The sequence below is a fragment of the Aeromicrobium sp. NPDC092404 genome (assembly GCF_040684095.1).
Taxonomy (GTDB): Bacteria; Actinomycetota; Actinomycetes; order Propionibacteriales; family Nocardioidaceae; genus Aeromicrobium.
In genome coordinates this window covers 595,730-616,766 of record NZ_JBFBFI010000001.1, presented here as the reverse complement: position 1 = coordinate 616,766, position 21,037 = coordinate 595,730, and the positions used below count along the sequence as shown (strand labels likewise).

The following is a 21,037-nucleotide window of genomic DNA, read 5'->3' as shown; positions in this document are numbered from 1 at the left end:
AGCCCGCCGCGAAAATTGTGCTTCTCGTGCAATGTCGACTAGACCTGAGTGGTGACTGACGACAAGCAGAGGTTCACGACCGTCGACGAGTACGTCGAGGCGGCGACGTACGACGTGGAGCCCCGGCTCGCCGAGACCCGTGACGTCATCCGGGCAGCGCTGCCGGACGCCGAGGAGGTCATCAGCCACAACATCCCGGCCTACCGGCAGGACGGCGTCGTCGTGATCCAGTTCTCCGGCCACACCGAGCACACGTCCTTGAACTTCTTCCCGACCGCGGGCGCGTTCGCCCGGTTCGCCGACGAGCTGGCCCCCTACAGGACCAGCAAGTCCGCGATCCGGTTCCCCCTCTCGGAGCCCCTGCCGACCGACCTCATCGACGCCGTCACCCGCTTCCGCGCAGCGGAGGCCGCCGAGTACGCCGCACGCCGGAGCGCGGGCCGGTAGCCGCCGATCACTTCGGCTTGGTCAGCCGGAACAACCCGACGTCGTACCGCTGCTCGGGCGGCACCTTCCGGTCGGACTGCCTGAAGTCGTAGTCCCACGCGTAGTCGTTGTGCACGAGGGCGACACCTCCGGCGAACGGCACGACGTCGGGTGAGGACTGCAGACCGTTGCGCGACCCCACCGGCACGTTCCACCGGCCGGTGATCTTGCCGCTCGAGGCCTTCAGCGTCATCAGCTCGGCGGAGATGCCGTTGCTCATCGTGACCAGGACCGTCTTGCCACCGTCGATCAGCTTGAAGTGCTGCTCGACCGACGAGGCACCGCGATCGCGCTCCATCGAGTCCATGATCGACTTCGTGTCGACGGTCCACTCGGGCTTCTTGTCGGCGATGGACATCCGCATCACGCCGGACTCCTGGGGCACCACGACGTCGCCGTCCTCGAAGCCGACCGTCACGTAGGCGCTGGCGATGCTGCTGGTGAGGGAGAACGTCTCCAGGTCGTTGGCACGGAAGTCCTGCTTGACCGTCCCGGTCTTCGCCGCGACCTGGCCGGTCGAGGGATCGAGCTGCACGAGCGAGTGCCGAACCTCGGCCTCGTAGTTCGAGGTGTCACCGAACGTCGTCGACATCCACAGGCCGTTGCCGTGCCAGGAGTCGATCCAGTTGCGACGATCGATCTTGCCGAACACCTTCTTGCCGGTGGTCGACCAGACCGGCTCGAACGACGGCAGCTCGTAGGCGTCGATCGACCAGTCGCGGCCGCCCTTGAGGGACGAGGTGCTGACCAGGAGCGACGGATCCTCGGGCGTACGCTCCAGCGTCCAGACCGGGTGGCGGAGCTTCGCGTGGTCGACGAGGGCGCCGTCCTTGAAGTGGCTCACCCTGGCGTCGCCGGTGATGACGTAGACCGCGCCTTCGTGCACGACGATGCGGGCCACGGAGCGGGCCTTGGCCGGCACCTGCACCTCGCTCAAGACCTCGCCGTCGGACGCACGGACCCGCAGCAGGCTGTCGCACGTGGTGTCCTCGGCGCTGTCGCGGACCGCGACCGTGAAGGTCTTGACCTTGCGGTCCGGCTCGGACGCGACGCAGACGCGGGCGCCGGCGTCGTCGCCGACGTCCAGGGTCCACTTCTGGTCGCCGGACTTGGCGTCGAACCCGGTCAGGGTGTTGCCGCCGTACGCGACGAGGCGCGTCCCGGTGCTGAACGCCCCGGCCTTGCGATCGCCCTCGGCTGCCTTGGGCGTCTTGGCACCGCCGAGCGCCTTGGCGTCCACGTCCACGGGGCCGGCGGTCGGCACGGCGGCCGCCTTGGCTGCGGAGGTGTCGGGCTCGGGGAACGTGAAGACGCCGATGTCGAACCGGTCGCCCTTGGGCGGCTTGAGGTCCTTGTAGTCGGCGAAGGTGAAGTCCCACGCCTCGAAGTTGCGGGTCAGCACGAGGCCGCCGCCGAACAGCGTCATGCCCGGGTCGACCTGGAATCCGTTGCGGTACTCCTTGGGGACCGCCCACCGGGCCACGAGCTTGCCGGTCTTGACGTCGACCGCGACGATCTCGACCGATGTGTCGTTGCTGACCGAGGCGACCAAATAGCCATCGGCCGTGACGCCCTGCGGCAGGACGGTGGTGAGGGGGAACTCCTCGTCGGACTCGAGCTGCACCTGGTTGAGGTCGAGGTCCCAGAGGACCTTGCCGGTCTCGAGCGAGTAGCGCGTCAGGCCGTTGACCTGGGCGAAGATCGTCTCGCCACCGGGCATGCCGAGGGCGCGGTCGCTCTGGTTGGCCGCGCTGGCCAGGTCGAACTCTCCCTTGGCCGCCCCTCCGCCGGAGTTCTTGGGCGCCTCGGCACGGCCGAGCACCTTGCCGCTGTCGGGGTCGAGCTGCGCCATCCGGTACGACTCGGAGGTCTCCTGCCCGATCCAGGACGAGCTGCCCGGCGTCACCGAGACGCCACAGTCAGCTCCGGTTCCGGGGAACAGCGTCTCGGCGTCCTCGCTCCAGATCGGCTCGAAGGACGGCAGCTCGTAGCCGTCCACCGGGCAGCGGCTCCGGTCGTCGGCCCGCGAGCCGATGAGCACGTCGCCCTTGGGCGTCGGCGACAGGTCGTAGTAGGACTTGCCCTCCAGGCGGGACACCGGCTCCGGCTCGCCCTTGGCCATCTTCCAGACCACGCCGTGCATGTCGACGAGGTAGTCGCGCCCCGTGACCGTGAACAGGTGGTTGACGGTCCCGCCGGCACTGTCACCCTCGAACTCCGCGAGCTCGTTGAGCTTGTCGGACTTCTTCATGACCTTGCCGTCGGAGACGCGGATCGTCGCGAGCTTCGGGCAGTAGCTGCCCTCGCCGTACACGACCGTGAACGTCTTGACGGCTCGGTCGGGCTCCGACACGTAGCAGGCCGTACCGCCCTCGAGGTCGAGGTCCGCGGTCCACAGCTTGTCGCCGGACTCGAGGTCGTAGCCGGAGATGTCGTCAACCGAGTAGCCGACGACCTTGCGGCCGCTGATGAAGGCGCCCGAGCGGCGCTGCACCTGAGCGGTGTCGAGCGAGCCGGTGAGCTCCTCGAGGTCGTCGGACGCCGCCAGCAGCACCTTGGGCTCCAGCGCAGGACCGACGGCCGGGCCACGAGCGGACGGAGCCTTGTCCGGCAGCGGCAGGGAGGGTCCGTCCTTGTCCTTCGTGTCGTCGCCGCCCCCGGTGCAGGCCGCCAGCGCCAGCAGGAGGCCGGCCACCACAGCCGCGAGCCGCCTCATGCGCCCAACCACTTGCGGGTCGCGGCCAGGAGGTCCTTCTCGCTGCGACCCAGCTGCTTGGCCGCGGCCTTGCGGTCCTTGGCACCGTAGAACGCCGCCGCGGTCTCGAACACCGCGTCACGACCCTTCTCGCTGTCCAGGTACTCGTAGACCGCGCCCGCGCACATGTAGTAGTCGTACTCCCGCGACGTCTGGTGGAACTCGTCGTAGCCCTTGAGGGCGACGGACTGGAAGCCGGGGAAGGCCGCCCGGATCCGTCCACCCTCTGCGGCCAGCAGGCCCGATCCGGGACGCTCGCCCCACGTGGCCAGTCCCTCGACGGCCCAGGTCGGGGCGCGGCCCGTGCCTCCGCGCCACTGCTCGGCCAGCACGTGGACCGCCTCGTGGCACGCCACGTCCTCGAAGTCGGGACGGTTGAACGTCCCCTCGTGCAGGCCCACGCGTCCGGTCGCCAGGGGCAGGTTCTTGTTGCCGGCCACCTTCCGCTGCCCACGCGCGAGCTCCATCGGGTCGAGGAACGGGTGGTAGTAGGCGTGCGCATCCGCATCGCCGACGGCCACGCCGCCCCAGAGCTTGCCGTCGATCGCCGGCCACGTGAGGGCGTAGAAGACCTTGCTGACTCCGCTCGGGTTGGGCATGACCTCGAACGCACGCTTGGCGCCGGCCTCGATGCGACCCGCGAACGCCTTGGCGCGCTTGGCGTCCTTGAGCCGGAACACGATCTGGGCGTGCTTGGTCTCGATGGCGTCGATCTCGGCGACGTCCCAGATCGAGGGGTCGAAGTATGCGTCGACATCACCCACGTTGGTGAGCTCGAGCGGGGCATCGGTGGACTTCTTGCGGAAGCCGGCCCGCATGCTCTCCACGACCTGCTGACCGTCACAACCCTTGACGGTGTGGGCGAAGACGAGGTCGCCGTTGTACTCGACGAGGCCACCGGCGGCGTTGCGGGTGCGCCCGCCGGGGAGTCCGATGTACCACTCGCCCTCGATCGTCCCGAGCCGGTCGAAGTTCGCCATGCGACGGGTCCAGCGCTTCTCGAAGTCCTCGAGGGCGAAGCCGTCGGCGTCGATGACGCCCATCAGCTGCTTGACGTCACCTGACCGCAGAGCCTGGTTGAGCCGCCCGGCCAGCTCCTTGAGGTCTGCCTCGTCGACGACGTTGCCCGTCCTCGGCTTGACGATGTTGGGGCCCTTGGGCGACGGCTTGGCACCTTCGCTGTCCTTGCCGCCGCTGCATCCCACGAACAGCAGTCCCGCTGATCCCAGCAGCAGGGTGCGTCGGTCCACCATCTCCATTGATCCCCCAGATCGTCGAAGCGACAGCCTATCCGCGACGCGGAGGCGACGCAGCCCAGGTGGGTCAGGCCTGCCGATAGGTGCTGAGGAAGTTGCCCAGTCGCTGGATCGCCTCGGCGAGGTCGCGGGCCCACGGCAGGGTCACGATGCGCAGGTGGTCGGTGTCCGGCCAGTTGAAACCGGTTCCCTGCGTCAGCAGGATCTTCTCCTGGAGCAACAGGTCGAGCACGAGCTGCTGGTCGTCCTTGATCGGGTGGACCTCGGGATCGAGCCGCGGGAAGGCGTACAGGGCACCACGCGGAGCCACGACGCTGACGCCGGGAATCTTGCGCAGCTCGTTGACCGCCGTGTCGCGCTGCTCGAGCAGCCGGCCACCGGGGAGGATGAGCTCCTTGATCGACTGGTAGCCACCGAGAGCGACCTGGATCGCGTTCTGCGCCGGGACGTTCGGGCACAGCCGCATCGACGCGAGCAGCGTGATGCCCTCGAGGTAGTCGCCGGCGCGGTCCAGAGGTCCCGTCACGACGAGCCAGCCCGCGCGGTAGCCGCACACCCGGTACGCCTTGGAGAGACCGTTGAACGTCAGCGTGAGGACGTCAGGTGCGACGCTGGCCAGCGGGATGTGGACCGCGTCGTCGTAGAGGATCTTGTCGTAGATCTCGTCTGCCATGAGGACGAGATCGTGCTTGCGGGCGAGGTCGGCGATCGCGTTGAGCGTCTCGCGGGAGTAGACCGCACCCGTGGGGTTGTTCGGGTTGATGACGACGATGACCCGGGTGCGGTCGGTGATCTTGGACTCGAGGTCGGCGAGGTCGGGGTTCCAGTCGTTGTCCTCGTCGCAGCGGTAGTGCACGGGCACGCCGCCGGCGAGGTTGGTGACCGCGGTCCACAGTGGGTAGTCGGGCACCGGGACGAGCACCTCGTCGCCGTTGTCGAGCAGCGCCTGCAGGGCGATCTGGATCAGCTCCGAGACCCCGTTGCCGATCCACACGTCGTCGATGTCGATCGTCGGGAAGCCCTCCTGCAGCTGGTAGTGGTGCACCACGGCGCGTCGGGCCGACTGGATGCCGCGCGAGTCGGAGTACCCGGCTGAGCTGGGCAGCGCCGCGATCACGTCCTGGAGGATCTCCGCGGGCGCGTCGAAGCCGAACGGCTGCGGGTTGCCGATGTTGAGCTTCATGATCCGGTGGCCCTCGGCCTCCAGGGCGGCGGCTCGTGACGCGACAGGTCCGCGGATGTCGTACAGGACATCCCTCAGCTTCTCGGACTGGCGCACGATGCTCATGCCCTCATTGTCCACGACCACAGGCCCCGCTCGGGCAGGTGCACCTCCGTGACGCGCCTCACGCGGGCCGATCTTGCGCCCGCAGCGGGCCGGGCCCTAGGCTCTTGAAACGAAACCGTACCGTTTCATCCAGCAGAAGAGGTCTCGTGTCCCCCACAGCCCAGCAGTCGCCTGCCGGCACGCCGACGCGTCCCCGTGTCGAAGGCGGGCGCGAGCAGGAGATCTTCGACGCCACCCTCCAGGTGCTCGCCGAGGTGGGCTACGACCGCCTGACCCTGGACGCGGTCGCGGCGGAGGCGAAGGCCTCCAAGGCGACCCTCTACCGCCGCTGGAACGGCAAGGCGCAGCTCGTCATCGACGCCCTCATCTCCTACATGGGCGAGCCGGTCGCCACCGACACGGGCAGCCTGCGCAGTGACTTGATCGCGACCTACTGCGGGATGGGCGGCGTGACCGATCGCCAGCAGATGGCGCTCGTCGGGAGCCTCATCACCGCCGTCAGCCGCGACCCGGAGTTCGCGGAGGTCTATCGCCGCGACGTCATCGGGCCCAAGATCGCCGTGAACGACGCGATCTTCGAGCGCGCCAAGGCTCGTGGCGAGATCGACCCCGACGTCGACCTCGCACTGGTCAGCCCGTGCCTGCCGGGCATCGTCCTGCACCGCTTGTTCTTCCTCGGTGAGACACCCACCGAGGACCTGATCACCCGGGTCATCGACCAGGTCATCATGCCGGCCGTCACCAGCGGCTGAGCGCACTCGTCACCACCTACACCGAAGGAACCCCATGACCGACGTCGAATCTCTCGATCCTGCGGAGTCGAGCCCTCCCGTGACCACTCCTGCCCCGCACGCGGGGCTGGCCCTGGTGCTGATCCTCATGGCCCAGCTCATGGTCGTGCTCGACGGCACCATCGCCAACATCGCCCTGCCCTACATCGGGTCCGACCTGGACATCTCGCAGGCCAACCTGACCTGGATCGTCACCGGGTACGCACTGGCGTTCGGCGGCCTGCTGCTCCTGGGCGGCCGTCTGGGTGACCTCTACGGGCGCCGCCTGCTGTTCATCAGCGGCCTGACGCTCTTCGCGATCGCTTCCCTCCTGGGTGGTCTCGCCCAGAACGAGGGCCTGCTGCTCGGCTCCCGGGCTCTGCAGGGTGTGGGCGCGGCCATGGCTGCCCCCGCGGCCCTGGCCCTGATCACCACGACGTTCCCGGCGGGCCCGCAGCGCAACCGCGCGATGGCGGCGTACGCCACGATGTCCGGCATCGGTGCCGCCATCGGGCTCATCCTCGGCGGCTGGCTGACCGGCCTCGACCAGCCGCTGGGTGTCGACGGGTGGCGCCTCACGTTCCTCATCAACGTCCCGATCGGCCTGCTGGCCGCCCTGGCCGCACCGCGCGTCCTCCGCGAGTCCGAGCGGCACACCGGCTGGCTCGACGTCCCGGGCGCCGTCACGGGCACCCTCGGCCTGCTGGGGATCGTCTTCGGGCTGTCCCGCGCCGGCGAGGAGGCATACGGCTGGGACCACGTGCAGACCATCGCGTCGCTCGCTGTCGGCCTCATCCTGCTGGTCAGCTTCGTGATCATCGAGTCGCGCGTCGAGCACCCGCTGCTGCCGACCCGCATCTTCGCCAACCGCACGCGAGCCACCAGCTTCGTCGCGATGATGATCGCGCCGGCGGCGATGTTCGCGATGTTCTTCTACCTGAGCCTGTTCATCCAACAGGTCATGGGCTACTCGTCGCTCAAGGCGGGCTTCGCGTTCCTGCCGTTCTCGTTCGGCATCGTGATCGGCGCCGGCCTCGTCTCCAACCTGGTCAGCCGGGTGGCGCCCCGGTTCCTTGCCGGCATCGGCACGTTGCTGGCCGCGGTCAGCCTGTTCATGTTCTCGCGGATCCCGATCGACGACTCCACGGCGGGGGCCCTCGCATCCGCCGCCCAAGGGTCGGCCGACGTCTCCTACTGGGGCCACATCTTCCCGTACGTGCTCGTGATGGCGATCGGCATGGGCATGGTGTTCGTGCCGCTCACGCTGACCGCGGTGCACCACGTGCAGGCCGAGGACTCCGGCATCGGCTCGGGCGTGCTCAACACGATGCAGCAGGTGGGCGGCGCGCTCGGGCTCGCCGTGCTCAGCACGGTCGCACTGCACTTCTCCGGCAACTCGCTGGACGAAGCCGCCGGGCCCGTGTCCAAGGCCGCGAGCGATCCGGGACTGGCCGAGCGGGCGCTGTTCTTCATCTCGTTCCACGACGGCGCCACGAACGCCTTCCTGGTCGCGGCGGGACTGATGCTGGCTGCCTCGGCGATCATCTGGGTGTTCCTCGACGTGAAGCACACCGAGCTGGCCACCGACGGCCCTGAAGGCGTCCACGTCGGTTGACCCTGCAGGTTCGACCCGCACGACGACGACCCGGCTCGCTCACGAGCCGGGTCGTCCGCGTCGGTCGGGCTCAGTCCAGGTCGCGGACCACGGCGAGGGCCTCGTCGAGGTCGGCCGGGTAGTCGGAGTCGAACTCCACGTAGTCGCCCGAGCGCGGATGGGCGAAGCCGAGCTTCTTGGCGTGCAGCCACTGCCGGTCGAGGCCGACCTTCTTGGCCAACGTCGGGTCCGCTCCGTACATGAGGTCGCCGACGCACGGGTGGTGGAGCGCGCTCATGTGGACGCGGATCTGGTGCGTGCGGCCGGTCTCGAGCTTGATCGTCAGCAGGCTGGCGTAGCGGTGGGCCTCGAGGGTGTCGTAGTGCGTGATGCTCTCGCGACCCCCGTCCTTGACCGTGAACTTGAAGTCGTGCTTGGGGTGCCGGGCGATCGGCGCGTCGATCGTGCCCATGTGCGGATCGGGGTGGCCCTGCACGAGCGCGTGATAGGTCTTGTCGACCGTACGGTCGCGGAAGGCCTGCTTCAGCACGGTGTAGGCGTGCTCGGACTTGGCCACGGCCATGAGGCCGCTGGTGCCCACGTCGAGGCGGTGCACGATGCCTTGACGCTCCGGGGCACCGGACGTCGAGATCCGGATGCCGGCACCGGCGAGGTGGTCGAGGACCGTCGGGCCGTACCAGCCGACGCTGGGGTGGGCAGCCACGCCGACCGGCTTGTCGACCACGACGAAGTCGTCGTCCTGGAACACGATGCGCATGCCCTCGACCTCGGCGGCCACGACGGCGATGCGGCGCGGCGCCGGGATCGATGCCTCGAGGATCGACCCTGGCGTGACCCGGTCCGACTTGGCCGGCGCAGCACCGTCGAGGGTCACGAGGCCCTCGGCGACGAGCTCGCTGGCCCGCGTCCGGGAGAGCCCCAGCAGGCGGGCGAGGGCGCTGTCGACGCGCTCGCCGGCGAGGCCCTCGGGCACCTGGATGACCTTGTGCTCGAGTCCGTCAGCCGTCATGACCTCACCTGTCGTGTCCCGTCGAGCCCGACGCCGCGCCACGTGCGCCAGATGATCACGACGGCCGCGACCGTCAGCGCGATGTCGGCCACGTTGCCGACGAACACCCCGTAGTCGATGAAGTCGACGACATGGCCCTTGAGCGGCGCCGGCTCGCGGAACAGCCGGTCGCACAGGTTGCCCACGGCGCCGGCGAACAACAGGCCGAGGCCCACGGCCCAGCCGCGGTCGCGCAGGCGTCGAGCCATGCGAGCCACCGCGATCGAGACGGCGATCGCCACGATCGTGAGCACGACCGTGAACCCGGCGCCGGTGCCGAGTGCGGCGCCACCGTTGCGCAGGAACGTCAGCGACAGGACCTGCGGGATCAGCTCGATCGACTCACGGCCCTGCAGCTTCTCGACCGCGAGGGCCTTGGTCGCCTGGTCGACGACGAGCGTCAGGGCAGCGATCACCACGAACAGTCGTACGTAGGTGTGTGTGGCGGTCGGGCCGTGGTCGTCGCCAGGGCTCAGCGACGCTCCTCGCGCTGCTTGCATGTCATGCACAGTGTCGCACGGGGGAACGCCATCAAACGATTCTTGCCGATCGGCTCCCCGCAGATCTCGCACTGGCCGTAGCTGCCCTTCTCGAGGCGGTCGAGCGCCTTCTCGGTCTGCAGCAGCAGCTCGCGCTGGTTGGCGGCGAGGGACATCTCGGCGTCACGCTCCAGCCCCTTGGAACCCACGTCGGCCTGGTCGTTGCCGGCACCGTCGACGCCGTCGCGCAGCAGGTCCTGCAGCTCGCGAGCCGACTGGTCGAGCTCACCGCGCAGCCGCACGAGATCGGCTTCGAGCTCGGCCCGGACGGCCTTGGTCTCGGCGGCGGTCCAGGGCTTCTCGTCAGCTCGTACGGCGAGCTTGGTGTTTGGCATGCACGAAGATTAGACCCCCGGTGGGGCAAAGCCAACTCGCACCGCCGCCGTGTCGCGGCTGGTCACCCGTAGAATTGGACGTGTGACTCAGCACGCGTCGTATCGCCCTGTCCCCGCCCACGTCGATCTGCCGACATTGGAGCGCGACATCCTCCAGCTGTGGGCCGAGCAAGGCACGTTCGCCGCGAGCCTCGACACTCCCGCGGACGCCCCCCGATGGACGTTCTACGAGGGCCCTCCGACGGCCAACGGCACGCCGGGCACGCATCACGTCGAGGCCCGCGTGTTCAAGGACATCTTCCCGAGGTTCAAGACCATGCAGGGCTACCACGTCGACCGCAAGGCCGGCTGGGACTGCCACGGGCTCCCCGTCGAGATCGCGGTCGAGAAGGAGCTGGGCTTCAACGGCAAGCCCGACATCGAGGCGTACGGCATCGCCGAGTTCAACGCCAAGTGCCGCGAGGCCGTGGTCCGCAACGTCGATCTCTTCGAGGAGATGACGGACCGGATGGGCTACTGGGTCGACATGGCCAACCCCTACCGCACGATGGAGTCGTCCTACGTCGAGAGCGTGTGGTGGGCGCTGTCCACGATCTTCGACAAGGGCCTGCTGACCGAGGACTTCCGGGTCGCGCCCTATTGCCCTCGGTGCGGCACGACCCTGTCGGACCACGAGCTCGCCCAGGGCTACGAGACCATCACGGACCCGTCGGTGTACGTCCGCTTCCCGCTGACGTCAGGGCCTCTGGCGGGCCGGGCGTCGATGCTGGTCTGGACGACGACACCCTGGACCCTCGTCTCCAACACCGCGGTCGCGGTCAACCCCGAGGTCACCTACGTCACCGCGACCAACGGCTCCGAGACGCTGGTCGTCGCCGAGCCGCTGCTCGCCAAGGCGCTCGGCGAGGGCTGGACCGCCACAGGTGAGACCTTCAGCGGTCGCGACATGGAGCGCTGGACGTACGAGAGGCCGTTCGAGCTCGTCGAGTTCCCGAGTCCTGCGCACTTCGTCGTGCTGGGCGACTACGTCACGACCGACGACGGCACCGGCCTGGTGCACCAGTCCCCCGCGTTCGGCGCCGACGACATGGCGGTCTGCAAGGCGTACGACCTGCCGGTCGTCAACCCCATCACCCCGGACGGGCACTTCGAGGTCGACGTGCCGATGGTCGGCGGCCAGTTCTTCAAGTCGGCCGACCGGGTGCTGGCCGACGACCTCGTTGCACGCGGCCTGATGTTCAACGAGCTGGCCTACGAGCACTCCTACCCGCACTGCTGGCGCTGCCACACGCCGCTGATGTACTACGCCCTCCCGGCCTGGTACATCCGCACGACCGCGGTCAAGGACAAGCTGCTCGCCGAGAACGCCGGCACCAGCTGGTTCCCCGAGACGATCAAGAACGGTCGCTACGGCGACTGGCTGACCAACAACATCGACTGGTCGCTGTCGCGCAGTCGCTACTGGGGCACGCCCCTGCCGATCTGGCGCAACGACCAGGACCCGAGCCGGCTCGTGTGCGTCGAGTCCCTCCGCGAGCTGTCGGAGCTGTCCGGCCGCGACCTGGCCGACCTCGACCCGCACCGCCCCTACATCGACGAGGTGACCTTCGAGATCGAGGGGCAGGAGGGCACCTACCGGCGCGTGCCCGACGTCATCGACGCGTGGTTCGACTCCGGATCGATGCCGTTCGCGCAGTGGGGCTACCCACACGTGGAGGGCTCGAAGGAGAAGTTCGAGCAGGCCTATCCCGCGCAGTACATCTGCGAGGCGATCGACCAGACCCGTGGCTGGTTCTACTCGCTCATGGCCGTCGGCACGCTGGTGTTCGACCAGAGCTCGTACGAGAACGTGGTCTGCCTCGGCCACATCCTCGCCGAGGACGGCAAGAAGATGAGCAAGCACCTCGGCAACATCCTGCTGCCGATGCCGCTGATGGACGAGCACGGTGCCGACGCGCTCCGCTGGTTCATGGCGTGCTCGGGATCCCCGTGGGCCCCCCGCCGCATCGGGCACACCGCACTGTCGGAGATCGTCCGCAAGGTGCTCCTGACGTACTGGAACACCACGGCGTTCCACGTGCTCTACGCGGGCACCGAGGGATGGACGCCCAGAGAGGGCGAGGTGCCGCCCGTCGCCGAGCGCGAGGTGCTCGATCAGTGGCTGCTGTCCGAGCTGCACACCCTGGTCCGTGACGTCACGGAGGCGCTCGAGAGGTTCGACACGCAGACGGCCGGTGCGCGCATCGCGACGTTCGTCGACGACATGTCCAACTGGTACGTCCGCCGGTCGCGCCGTCGCTTCTGGCGTGGCGACATGGCCGCGTTCGCGACGCTGCACGAGACGCTCGACGTGCTGACCCGCCTGATGGCTCCGCTGACTCCGTTCATCGCCGAGCGGGTCTGGCAGGACGTCATCCTGCCGGTCACGCCGGGCGCTCCGCAGTCGGTGCACCTCGCCGACTGGCCGGTCGCCGACGAGTCGCTGATCGTCGACGGGCTCGGAGCCCGCGTCGACCTGTCCCGTCGGGTCACCGAGCTCGGCCGGGCCGCTCGCGCCGAGGCCAAGGTGCGCACGCGTCAGCCCCTGCGTCGCGCCCTGGTCGCGTCGAGCGCGTGGCAGCGCCTCGGTGAGGACCTGCGTGGGCAGGTGTGCGAAGAGCTCAACGTCGGCACGCTGGAGTCCCTGGCCGACGCCGGCGGCGATCTCGTCGACCACTCGGCCAAGGGCAACTTCCGCAACCTCGGCAAGCGGTTCGGCAAGCAGACCCCGCAGGTCGCCGCTGCGATCGCCGCCGCTGATGCGGCCGCACTGGCAGCGTCGCTCGCCGCGACGGGCAGCGGGACCGTCGAGGTGGACGGATCGCCGGTCGAGGTCGGCGTCGACGACGTCATCATCTCGGAGCGTCCTCGCGAGGGCTGGTCCGTCGTCAACGACCAGGGCGAGACCGTCGCGCTCGACCTCGAGCTCGACGACGAGCTGCGCCTGGCCGGGTTCGCCCGCGAGGCGATCCGCGTCATCCAGGAGGCCCGCAAGTCCTCCGGCCTCGACATCAGCGACCGCATCACGCTGTCGTGGTCCGCGTCAGGACAGATGGCCGATGCGCTGCGCGCGCACGACGCCCTCATCGCCGACGAGGTGCTCGCGACCTCGATCACCGAGGGCGACGGCGCCGCGGACTTCACGGACGACGAGCTCGGCATCGGTTTCACGCTCGCCAAGGCCTGACGCCCCAGCTGACATGACGAAGGGCCCGTCACCTCACGGTGACGGGCCCTTGTCGTGTCAGACGGTGCTCAGAAGCTCTCGTCGTCGCCCAGCAGGGAGCGGAGACGGCGCGGACCCGCGTCGGCCGGAGCCTGGACGGGCTGAGAGCCGTTAGAGCTCTCGTTGGCCGCGAGCTGGTCGAGCTGGCTCTGGAAGTAGTTCTTGAGCCGTGCGCGGTACTCGCGCTCGTACGCCCGCAGGTGCTCGACCTCACGCTGGATCTCGTAGCGATCGCGCTCGATCGTGGCAACGGCCTGCTGGCGGCGCTCGTTGGTCTCGTCGTCGAGCTTCTGCGCGCGGATGCGGGCATCGGTCTCGAGCCGGTCGGCCTTGCCACGTGCCTCGTTGACCAGTCGCTCGGCCTTGGCGCGAGCCTCGCCGACGATGCGGTCTGCCTCTTCCTTTGCCGCTTCCATGAGCTGGTCGGCGTTGGACGAGGCGATCTCGAGCAGGCGGGCCGCGGCGGACGACGCATCGCCCATCGACGGCGCCGTGCGAACCGGCTCCGGAGTCGGGGCGGGCGCCTGCTGGACCGGCTCGGGCGGCGGAGGCGGCGAGTACTGCTGCACGGGCTCCTGGACAGCCGGGGTCGGGGCAGCCTGGGGCGCCGGGGTGGCCGGCTGGACTGCGGGGATGAGACCGGTGGGTTCGCCGGTCGATGCGGCGGCTACCTTGGCGCGAAGTTCTTCGTTCTCGACCGTGAGTCGCTCGAGCTCGGCCTCGACCTCGTCGAGAAACTGATCCACTTCGCCCATGTCATAGCCCTCGCGAAGACGGACAGGCGTAAAGCGCTTGTTACGCACGTCCTCTGGCGTCAATGGCATGAGTACACCTCGGGGTTGGGGTTAGTCCTGGGGACTCTGAGCCTCCACCGTACTCTGCCCGAGTTCACTTCTTCCACAGGAGTCCCAAACTCAGCGGGTCGCAGAGGGACTCTTGGGAACCTCTCAGCGAGTGCCGAAGATCGCCCCGACGACGCTGCGCAGGATCACGATCGCGATCAGCAGCAGCATCGGGGACAGGTCGAGCATGACCGTGCCGAGCCGCAACGGCGGGATCACCCGGCGCACGGCCCGCAACGGCGGGTCGGTGATCGAGTAGAGGCCTTCGCAGAACACCAGCACGATGCCGCGGGGCCGCCACTGCCGGGCCAGCAGCTGGACCCAGTCCAGGACGAACCGGGCGATCAGCAAGATGATGCACAGGAGCAGGATCAGGTCGAGGATGCTGCCAACCAGCTCCATGCGTCAGCTCTGGTTGTAGAAGCCGCCGGCAGCGATGCGCTGCTTGTCCTCGTCGGTCACCGTGATGTTCTCGGGCGACAGCAGGAAGACCTTGGCGGTGACGCGGTTGATCGAGCCGTGCACGGCGAACACGAGCCCGGCCGCGAAGTCGACGAGCCGCTTGGCGTCGTCGTCGTCGATCTCCGAAAGGTTCATGATGACCGGCACGCCGGAGCGGTAGTGCTCGCCCACCGTGCGTGCGTCGTTGTAGGTGCGCGGCGTCACGGTCTCGATCCGGGCGAGGTCGGACGCGTTGGACGCGCGACGCTCCGGGCGACGGTCGGGACGGCGGTGGTCGTCGATGCTCGAGACCGGCGCCGGACGCACGACAGCGGGCTGCCGGTGCACGGGCGCGGGGTCATCGATGTCATCCTCGAACTCGTCGTCGAAGTCAGCTTGTTCCACGAGGCCGAGATACTCGCCGACCTTCCGCATTGCGCCAGCCATGAGAACTCCGTGTGTGCGATCGGAAATGACAAGACTGAGATTACCCCGCGGAGGGACGCTCACCGAGTATCGAACGCCCGATGCGCAGGTGTGTCGCGCCGGCGGCGATCGCGGCCTCGAAGTCGCCGCTCATCCCTGCGGAGATGATCGTGGCGTCCGGGTGATCACGGCGCAGCTCGCCTGAGAGGCGTACGAGGTGATCGAAGTGCGGTGCGGGGTCCTCCCCCAACGGCGCGACGGTCATGAGCCCGGACAGGCTCAGGTGGTCGGACCCGGCGATCGCGGCGGCCAGCTCCGGTATGCCCGACGGCACGACGCCCGAGCGTCCCGGGTCGGTGGCATCGAAGTCGACCTGCACGAGGCAGGGCAGCGTACGACCGGCAGCCTCGGCGCCGCGGGCCAGCGAGCTGGCGAGCTTGACGCGGTCGACGCTGTGGACCATGTCGGCGTAACGCGCCACGGCGCCGGCCTTGTTGGTCTGGAGGCCGCCCAGGAAGTGCCAGCGGACAGCCGCCTCGACCTCTGCGGCCTTGTCGCCCGCCTCCGGGTGCCGGTTCTCCCCGACATCGGTGACGCCGAGCTCGGCCAACAGCTCGACGTCTGAGGCGGGATGGGTCTTGGTGACCACGACCAGCGTGATGTCCTCGCGAGCACGCCCGGCGCTGTCGCACGCAGCCGTGATGCGTTCCTCGGTCCTGGCCAGTCCGTCACGCAGCTCGTCGAGGCGGTTCATGCCCTGATCATCGCAACAGCCCCGAAGCGGCCGGAGTCCTGGCCCTGCCGACGGTAGGAGAAGAACCGCTCGTCCTCGATCGTGCAGTCGTGCTCGCCGAGGTCCGTGACGTCGTCGACACCGAGCTCGCGCAGCTGGGCGACCACGCCGGCGCCGACGTCGATCGCGGGGGTCCCCCACGACGTCGTCGACCGCGCCTCGGGCACGACCTCGGCGACGGCGTCCGCCATCTCCTGCGGCAGCTCGTAGCACCGGCCGCAGGCCCGTGGTCCGACCCGGGCTGCGATCGACTCGACACCACGCCCGCGCAACGCGGCGACGGCGGCAGGCACCACACCCTTGACGAGGCCTTCACGGCCGCAGTGCACGACCCCGGCAACCGGATGGTCGTGGCCGACCAACACGACGGGCGTGCAGTCGGCCACGCGCACGAGGACGCCGACTCCGGGCTCGTCCGTGAAGAGCGCATCGGCCACCGGGATCTCACCGTCGCCCAGGTCGTGCGTCCACGCCACGTCGGCGCCGTGGACCTGCGTCATCCGGACGAGCCGGTCGAGGCCCAGCTCGGCCGTCACGGTCGCGAGGTTGCGGCTCACCGTCGCGGGGTCGTCGCCGTTGGACGTCCCGAGATTGAGCGATGCCCACGGGCCATCGCTCGCGCCGCCCGATCGATCGGTGAACGCGAGCTCGACCCGACCGATCGTCTCGCGGTGCAGGAACAAGCTCAGCGCAGGAAGTCGGGCACGTCGAGGTCGTCGCCGTAGTCGGTGGGGACCGGGTCCGGCGGGACGGTCACGTTGCCGGCCCCGTCCTCGGGGACCTTGGGTCCGTCGAGGTAGGGATCGGGCTCGAGGAAGCTCTGGGCCGTCGGCGGCGGTGGCGATACCTCGGCCGCCGGCTCGGGCTTGGACTCCTTGAGCAGCGCGGGCTTCGTGGCGTCGCGCAGCATCGGCTCGCCGCCGTCGAAGCCGGCCGCGATGACCGTCACGCGCACCTCGTCGCCCAGCGCGTCGTCGATCACCGCGCCGAAGATGATGTTGGCGTCGGGATGCACCGCGTCGGCGACCAGACCCGCGGCCTCGTTGATCTCGAACAGCCCGAGGTCGGAGCCACCGGCGATCGACAGCAGCACGCCGCGGGCGCCCTCGATCGATGCCTCCAGCAACGGGCTCGAGACGGCGCTCTCGGCAGCCACCGCTGCCCGGTGCTCGCCGCGCGCCGAGCCGATGCCCATGAGGGCGGACCCGGCGTCGGACATGACCGACTTCACGTCGGCGAAGTCGAGGTTGATCAGGCCCGGGGTCGTGATGAGGTCGGTGATGCCGGAGACGCCCTGGTGCAGGACCTGGTCGGCCTGGCGGAACGAGTCGAGCAGGCTCACGTTGGGGTCGCTGATCGACAGCAACCGGTCGTTGGGGATCACGATGAGCGTGTCGACCTCGTCGCGCAGCGCCTGGATGCCGGCATCGGCCTGGCCCGAGCGGTTGCGTCCCTCGAACTTGAAGGGCCGGGTCACGACGCCGATCGTCAGCGCTCCGAGCGAGCGGGCGATGCGGGCCACGACGGGAGCGCCGCCCGTGCCGGTGCCGCCACCCTCTCCGGCCGTCACGAAGACCATGTCGGCGCCCTTGATGGCGGCCTCGATCTCCTCGGCGTGGTCCTCGGCGGCGCGCTTGCCGATCTCGGGGTTCGCGCCGGCTCCGAGGCCGCGCGTGGAGTCGCGACCGACGTCGAGCTTGACGTCGGCGTCGCTCATCAGCAGCGCCTGGGCGTCGGTGTTGATCGCGATGAACTCGACACCCTTGAGCCCCACCTCGATCATGCGGTTGACGGCGTTGACGCCGCCACCGCCGATGCCGACGACCTTGATCACGGCGAGGTAGTTCTGTACCGCCATCGTGTGTCCCTTCCGGGGATTGGAAACTCTAACCCTGAGGTGGAGGTTTATAGTTATGTCAACCTGTGACTCATGTGAAACGGTACGCGCGCGGGTCCGCCTCACCGGGCCGACACGCCGCGACTACCCGGTTGTCGTGGGCTGATCCGGCGCACTGACGTCGTACCGGTCGGCCTTGATGCGCAGCAGCGCGCGCAGGACCGTCAGCTTGTGGTCCGAGTCGGCCCGGCTCCCCCACACCACGGTTCGCCCCTTGGTCAGGTTGAGCTCGATCGAGTCCTTGGTCGCGGCACTCACGGCCTGCACCTGCTTGCGCAGGGCCGGGTCATCCTCCTCGATCAGCCGCACCACCGCGGCGACCGACTCCAGGGTCTGCTGGCGCAGGCGCGGGGCGGTCGCGGTCACCTCGGCCTCGAGCAGACCCTTGGGCGGCTTGGCGTAGGTGCGGAACGCGATGCCGTAGCGGTCGAGGCCCCGGATGACCCCGCCGACGGTCAGCCACGCGACTGGCGTGCGCTCGACGACCGTGATGCGGACGGTGTGCAGCCAGGATCGCGAGACCGTGACGCTCTCGACCCGGTCCATCGAGGCGACCCGTGACTCGATCGCGGCCACGTCGATCCGGGCGAGCGGCTGACCGATGCGCACCGCGGCCGCACGGCGCACCTGTCCCTCGCTCAACGTCGTCTCGCCGTCGACCGCGACCCGCCTGACGGCCAGGACGCCGGAGAACATCACGAGCCAGGTCAGGGTGCCGACCAGCACCAGCACCAGCGCGGCGACCGCAGCCCGCTTGAACCGGCGCCGGCGCTCGTACGCGGCGCGGGCGGTGAACCGCTCGTCCTGCTGGGTCATGCCTGGAGCGCTGCCAGGACCGCCGGGCCGACAGTCGTGATGTCGCCGGCGCCGAGCGTCAGGAACAGGTCACCGGGACGAAGCTCCGGGGCCACGACCTCGGCCAGCCGCTCGACGGGACCGCCGAGGGACACCTCCGTGCCGCGCACCGCGTCCACGATCAGCGCGGACGTCACAGCGGGATCGGGGTCCTCGCGCGCCAGGTAGATGTCGGCGACGAAGACCCGGTCAGCGCTCGAGAGCGCCTCGCCCATCTCGGCACCGTAGAGCCGTGTGCGGCTGACGAGGTGCGGCTGATAGGCGACGACCAGCCGGTCCGCACCGGCGATCGAGCGCGCTGCGGCCAGGTCCGCGCGGATCTCGGTGGGATGGTGCGCGTACGAGTCGTAGACCCGGACGCCGCCGGCCGCCCCCAGTAGCTGCATGCGCCGGTTGGCACCCGTGTAGGCCGTCAACCCGGCGGCGAGGAGGTCGCCGTTCTGCCCCAGCAGCAGCCCGGCACCGAGCGCCAGCAAGGCGTCCTGCGCATAGTGGGCGCCGGGCACCGACAGACGTACGTCGCCGAGGTCGACGCCGTGCAGCGAGACGGCGAACGCCGACGACGAGCCCTCCACGACGAGGTCTCGGCCGCGCAGGTCGGCGTCGTCGGCGAAGCCCGCGAGCAGGACCTCGAGCCCGCGCTGCCTGGCCGGGCCGACCAGCGCGCGGGCGCCGGGGTCGTCGGCGTTGAGGACCACGAATCCGCCGACCGACTCGATGAACTCGTCGAACGCCGCGGCGTAGGCCTCGACGGTGCCGTAGTTGTCGAGGTGGTCGGCGTCGACGTTGGTGACGATGGCGCCTTCTGGCGAGTAGTGCAGGAAGGCGCCGTCGCTCTCGTCGGCCTCGGCCACGAACAGGTCGCCACGGCCCAGTCGCGCGTTGGCCCCCAGGCTCGCGACCTCGGCGCCGATCGCGAAGGACGGCTCGGCCCCCGCGGCGATCAGGGCGCAGGTCAGCATGCCGGTCGTCGTGGTCTTGCCATGCGTGCCGGCCACGGCCACGGTGCGCCGGTCCTCCATCAGCGCGCGCATTCCTGCGGACCTCGGCCACACCCGGATGCCGAGGCGCTGGGCCTCGACGATCTCCGGATTGTCCTCGCGCACCGCGGTCGACGCGATCACGGTGTCGACGCCCGCGACGTGAGCCGCGTCATGACCGACGAAGCACGTGATGCCTTCGCTGCGGAGCGCGTCGACGACGGCGGACTCGCTGGCATCGCTACCGCTGACCGCGATGCCCTGCTGGGCCATGAGCCGGGCGATGGCGGACAGGCCCGCTCCCCCGATGCCCACGAAGTGGACCGCGCCGAGCTCGCGTGCTGAGGGGATGGTGTCGGGGACGGGGATCCTCACGGCTGCGCCGCCTCCCGGACCATCTCGGCGAGCTTGTGGTCAGCGTCGCGCGGCACGATGCCCGATGCCGCCGCCGACATCGCGGCGAGCCGGCCCGGGTGCGTGACGAGCGGGATCACGACGTTGTCGATCCAGGCCGGGGTCAGCGCGGCATCGTCGATCAGCAGCGCTCCCCCGGCCTGCACCACCGGATGGGCGTTGTGAGCCTGCTCGCCGTTGCCGATCGGGAGGGGCACGAAGGCCGCGGGCAGCCCGACCGCCGCCACCTCGGTCACGGTGTTGGCGCCGGCACGGCACACGATGAGGTCCGCGGCCGCGTAGGCGAGGTCCATGCGGTCGATGTACGCAGTGACGACGTAGGGCGGGTCGTCCGGCCCGGGACTGACCGTGACCTCGTCCGGCCGCCCTGCCGCATGGAGCACCTGCACCCCGGCGTCGGCCAGGTCGCGCGCAGCGGCCGCCATCGTCTGGTTGATGCGCCGGGCGCCCTGCGAGCCCCCGGTCACCAGCAGCGTGGGCCGGCCGGGGTCGAGGCCGAAGTGCGCCCGTGCCTCCGCGCGTACGCCTGCCCGGTCGAGACCCGAGATCTGCCGGCGGATCGGCAGACCGATGTAGCGGGCGTGCGGCAGGTCGGTGTCGGGGAAGCTCGTCGCGACGTGCTCGGTGAACCGGGCGCCGAGCTTGTTGGCGATGCCGGGGATCGCGTTGCCCTCGTGAACGACCAGCGGGATGTGCCGCCGACGCGCGATCAGGTAGGCGGGGACCGACACGTAGCCGCCGAACCCGACGATCACGTCCGGCCGTACGCGGTCGATGACCTCGCCGGTCGCCTTGACCGCGGCCCGCAGCTTGCTCGGCACCTGCACCATCGCCTTCCCGGGGCGACGCGGCAGCGGGACCGGGGGGACCAGCTCGAGCGGGTAGCCCGCCTGCGGGATCAGCGTGACCTCGAGACCGCGCGGGGTCCCGAGGCAGGTGATCTCGACGCCGAGCTCGCTCAGCACTGCGGCCGTGGCCAGGAGCGGCGAGGTGTGGCCGGCGGTCCCCCCACCGGCAAGCAACGCACGCACT

19 protein-coding genes are annotated in these 21,037 nt (G+C 69.6%); 4 read left to right on the top strand and 15 right to left on the bottom strand.

Annotated elements, in window-relative coordinates:
• Positions 1 to 51 precede the first annotated feature (51 nt).
• The gene (locus AB0N22_RS03205) at positions 52 to 447 is read left to right on the top strand and encodes a DUF1801 domain-containing protein (protein WP_364635998.1); all 396 of its coding nucleotides are present in this window, start codon (positions 52 to 54) and stop codon (positions 445 to 447) included.
• A 7-nt stretch (positions 448 to 454) separates the two neighbouring features.
• On the opposite strand, the gene AB0N22_RS03200 is transcribed toward AB0N22_RS03205, so the two are convergent.
• From AB0N22_RS03200 to AB0N22_RS03190, 3 genes are all read right to left on the bottom strand, one after another.
• Positions 455 to 3,202, bottom strand: a complete 2,748-nt coding sequence (locus AB0N22_RS03200) for a PQQ-binding-like beta-propeller repeat protein (protein WP_364635995.1) — start codon at positions 3,200 to 3,202, stop codon at positions 455 to 457.
• The gene (locus tag AB0N22_RS03195) at positions 3,199 to 4,494 is read right to left on the bottom strand and encodes a hypothetical protein (RefSeq protein ID WP_364635992.1); all 1,296 of its coding nucleotides are present in this window, start codon (positions 4,492 to 4,494) and stop codon (positions 3,199 to 3,201) included. Before AB0N22_RS03195 ends, AB0N22_RS03200 begins: the two co-directional genes overlap by 4 nt.
• Positions 4,495 to 4,564: 70 nt before the next feature.
• Entirely contained in the window at positions 4,565 to 5,785 is a 1,221-nt protein-coding gene (locus AB0N22_RS03190; protein WP_364635989.1) for a pyridoxal phosphate-dependent aminotransferase, read from the bottom strand.
• A 146-nt stretch (positions 5,786 to 5,931) separates the two neighbouring features.
• Here AB0N22_RS03190 and AB0N22_RS03185 point away from each other — a divergent pair, with 146 nt between their 5' ends.
• Positions 5,932 to 6,537 carry a TetR/AcrR family transcriptional regulator gene (locus AB0N22_RS03185; protein WP_364635986.1) on the top strand — a complete coding sequence of 202 codons (606 nt, stop codon included), beginning with the start codon at positions 5,932 to 5,934 and terminating at the stop codon, positions 6,535 to 6,537.
• A gap of 34 nt (positions 6,538 to 6,571) precedes the next feature.
• Positions 6,572 to 8,170, top strand: coding sequence for an MFS transporter (locus tag AB0N22_RS03180; RefSeq protein ID WP_364635983.1), 1,599 nt, complete (start codon positions 6,572 to 6,574; stop codon positions 8,168 to 8,170).
• A gap of 70 nt (positions 8,171 to 8,240) precedes the next feature.
• Here AB0N22_RS03180 and AB0N22_RS03175 read toward each other — a convergent pair whose 3' ends face one another.
• From AB0N22_RS03175 to AB0N22_RS03165, 3 genes are read right to left on the bottom strand one after another with little or no spacing between them, the layout of a single operon-like run.
• Positions 8,241 to 9,179 (bottom strand): RluA family pseudouridine synthase, encoded by a 939-nt coding sequence (locus AB0N22_RS03175; protein WP_364635981.1) that lies wholly within the window; start codon positions 9,177 to 9,179, stop codon positions 8,241 to 8,243.
• A complete protein-coding gene (gene lspA / locus AB0N22_RS03170; protein WP_364635978.1) occupies positions 9,176 to 9,718 on the bottom strand; it encodes a signal peptidase II in 543 nt (180 codons plus the stop codon). Before lspA ends, AB0N22_RS03175 begins: the two co-directional genes overlap by 4 nt.
• The gene (locus tag AB0N22_RS03165) at positions 9,691 to 10,092 is read right to left on the bottom strand and encodes a TraR/DksA family transcriptional regulator (RefSeq protein WP_159540693.1); all 402 of its coding nucleotides are present in this window, start codon (positions 10,090 to 10,092) and stop codon (positions 9,691 to 9,693) included. The genes lspA and AB0N22_RS03165 overlap by 28 nt, the downstream gene beginning before the upstream one ends.
• 82 nt (positions 10,093 to 10,174) lie before the next feature.
• Between AB0N22_RS03165 and ileS the strand changes: the two genes are divergently transcribed.
• Entirely contained in the window at positions 10,175 to 13,318 is a 3,144-nt protein-coding gene (gene ileS, locus AB0N22_RS03160; protein ID WP_364635974.1) for an isoleucine--tRNA ligase, read from the top strand.
• 68 nt (positions 13,319 to 13,386) lie between these two features.
• On the opposite strand, the gene AB0N22_RS03155 is transcribed toward ileS, so the two are convergent.
• From AB0N22_RS03155 to murG, 9 genes are all read right to left on the bottom strand, one after another.
• Positions 13,387 to 14,181 (bottom strand): DivIVA domain-containing protein, encoded by a 795-nt coding sequence (locus tag AB0N22_RS03155; protein ID WP_364635972.1) that lies wholly within the window; start codon positions 14,179 to 14,181, stop codon positions 13,387 to 13,389.
• Between the two features lie 123 nt (positions 14,182 to 14,304).
• Positions 14,305 to 14,601: a YggT family protein gene (locus AB0N22_RS03150; RefSeq protein WP_364635969.1), complete on the bottom strand. Its 297-nt coding sequence runs from the start codon at positions 14,599 to 14,601 to the stop codon at positions 14,305 to 14,307.
• 3 nt (positions 14,602 to 14,604) lie between these two features.
• Positions 14,605 to 15,087, bottom strand: coding sequence for a cell division protein SepF (gene sepF / locus AB0N22_RS03145; protein ID WP_364635966.1), 483 nt, complete (start codon positions 15,085 to 15,087; stop codon positions 14,605 to 14,607).
• Positions 15,088 to 15,127: 40 nt separating this feature from the next.
• Entirely contained in the window at positions 15,128 to 15,820 is a 693-nt protein-coding gene (locus AB0N22_RS03140; RefSeq protein ID WP_364635963.1) for a YggS family pyridoxal phosphate-dependent enzyme, read from the bottom strand.
• Positions 15,817 to 16,542 (bottom strand): polyphenol oxidase family protein, encoded by a 726-nt coding sequence (locus tag AB0N22_RS03135; protein ID WP_364635960.1) that lies wholly within the window; start codon positions 16,540 to 16,542, stop codon positions 15,817 to 15,819. Before AB0N22_RS03135 ends, AB0N22_RS03140 begins: the two co-directional genes overlap by 4 nt.
• A 2-nt stretch (positions 16,543 to 16,544) precedes the next feature.
• Positions 16,545 to 17,717, bottom strand: a complete 1,173-nt coding sequence (gene ftsZ, locus AB0N22_RS03130) for a cell division protein FtsZ (protein ID WP_364635957.1) — start codon at positions 17,715 to 17,717, stop codon at positions 16,545 to 16,547.
• A gap of 123 nt (positions 17,718 to 17,840) precedes the next feature.
• Positions 17,841 to 18,572, bottom strand: a complete 732-nt coding sequence (locus AB0N22_RS03125) for an FtsQ-type POTRA domain-containing protein (protein ID WP_364635954.1) — start codon at positions 18,570 to 18,572, stop codon at positions 17,841 to 17,843.
• Positions 18,569 to 19,966, bottom strand: coding sequence for a UDP-N-acetylmuramate--L-alanine ligase (gene murC, locus AB0N22_RS03120; RefSeq protein ID WP_364635952.1), 1,398 nt, complete (start codon positions 19,964 to 19,966; stop codon positions 18,569 to 18,571). The genes AB0N22_RS03125 and murC overlap by 4 nt, the downstream gene beginning before the upstream one ends.
• A complete protein-coding gene (gene murG / locus AB0N22_RS03115) occupies positions 19,963 to 21,036 on the bottom strand; it encodes an undecaprenyldiphospho-muramoylpentapeptide beta-N-acetylglucosaminyltransferase (RefSeq protein WP_364635949.1) in 1,074 nt (357 codons plus the stop codon). The genes murC and murG overlap by 4 nt, the downstream gene beginning before the upstream one ends.
• Position 21,037 lies beyond the last annotated feature (1 nt).

Excerpts from the sequence above, each read along its gene's own strand:
- AB0N22_RS03140 (WP_364635963.1), bottom strand. The coding sequence starts at position 15,820 with ATGAACCGCCTCGACGAGCTGCGTGACGGACTGGCCAGGACCGAGGAA.
- AB0N22_RS03195 (WP_364635992.1), bottom strand. The coding sequence starts at position 4,494 with ATGGTGGACCGACGCACCCTGCTGCTGGGATCAGCGGGACTGCTGTTC.
- sepF (WP_364635966.1), bottom strand. The coding sequence starts at position 15,087 with ATGGCTGGCGCAATGCGGAAGGTCGGCGAGTATCTCGGCCTCGTGGAA.
- AB0N22_RS03165 (WP_159540693.1), bottom strand. The coding sequence starts at position 10,092 with ATGCCAAACACCAAGCTCGCCGTACGAGCTGACGAGAAGCCCTGGACC.
- AB0N22_RS03155 (WP_364635972.1), bottom strand. The coding sequence starts at position 14,181 with ATGCCATTGACGCCAGAGGACGTGCGTAACAAGCGCTTTACGCCTGTC.
- ftsZ (WP_364635957.1), bottom strand. The coding sequence starts at position 17,717 with ATGGCGGTACAGAACTACCTCGCCGTGATCAAGGTCGTCGGCATCGGC.
- AB0N22_RS03200 (WP_364635995.1), bottom strand. The coding sequence starts at position 3,202 with ATGAGGCGGCTCGCGGCTGTGGTGGCCGGCCTCCTGCTGGCGCTGGCG.
- AB0N22_RS03125 (WP_364635954.1), bottom strand. The coding sequence starts at position 18,572 with ATGACCCAGCAGGACGAGCGGTTCACCGCCCGCGCCGCGTACGAGCGC.
- AB0N22_RS03180 (WP_364635983.1), top strand. The coding sequence starts at position 6,572 with ATGACCGACGTCGAATCTCTCGATCCTGCGGAGTCGAGCCCTCCCGTG.
- lspA (WP_364635978.1), bottom strand. The coding sequence starts at position 9,718 with ATGCAAGCAGCGCGAGGAGCGTCGCTGAGCCCTGGCGACGACCACGGC.
- AB0N22_RS03175 (WP_364635981.1), bottom strand. The coding sequence starts at position 9,179 with ATGACGGCTGACGGACTCGAGCACAAGGTCATCCAGGTGCCCGAGGGC.
- AB0N22_RS03190 (WP_364635989.1), bottom strand. The coding sequence starts at position 5,785 with ATGAGCATCGTGCGCCAGTCCGAGAAGCTGAGGGATGTCCTGTACGAC.
- AB0N22_RS03150 (WP_364635969.1), bottom strand. The coding sequence starts at position 14,601 with ATGGAGCTGGTTGGCAGCATCCTCGACCTGATCCTGCTCCTGTGCATC.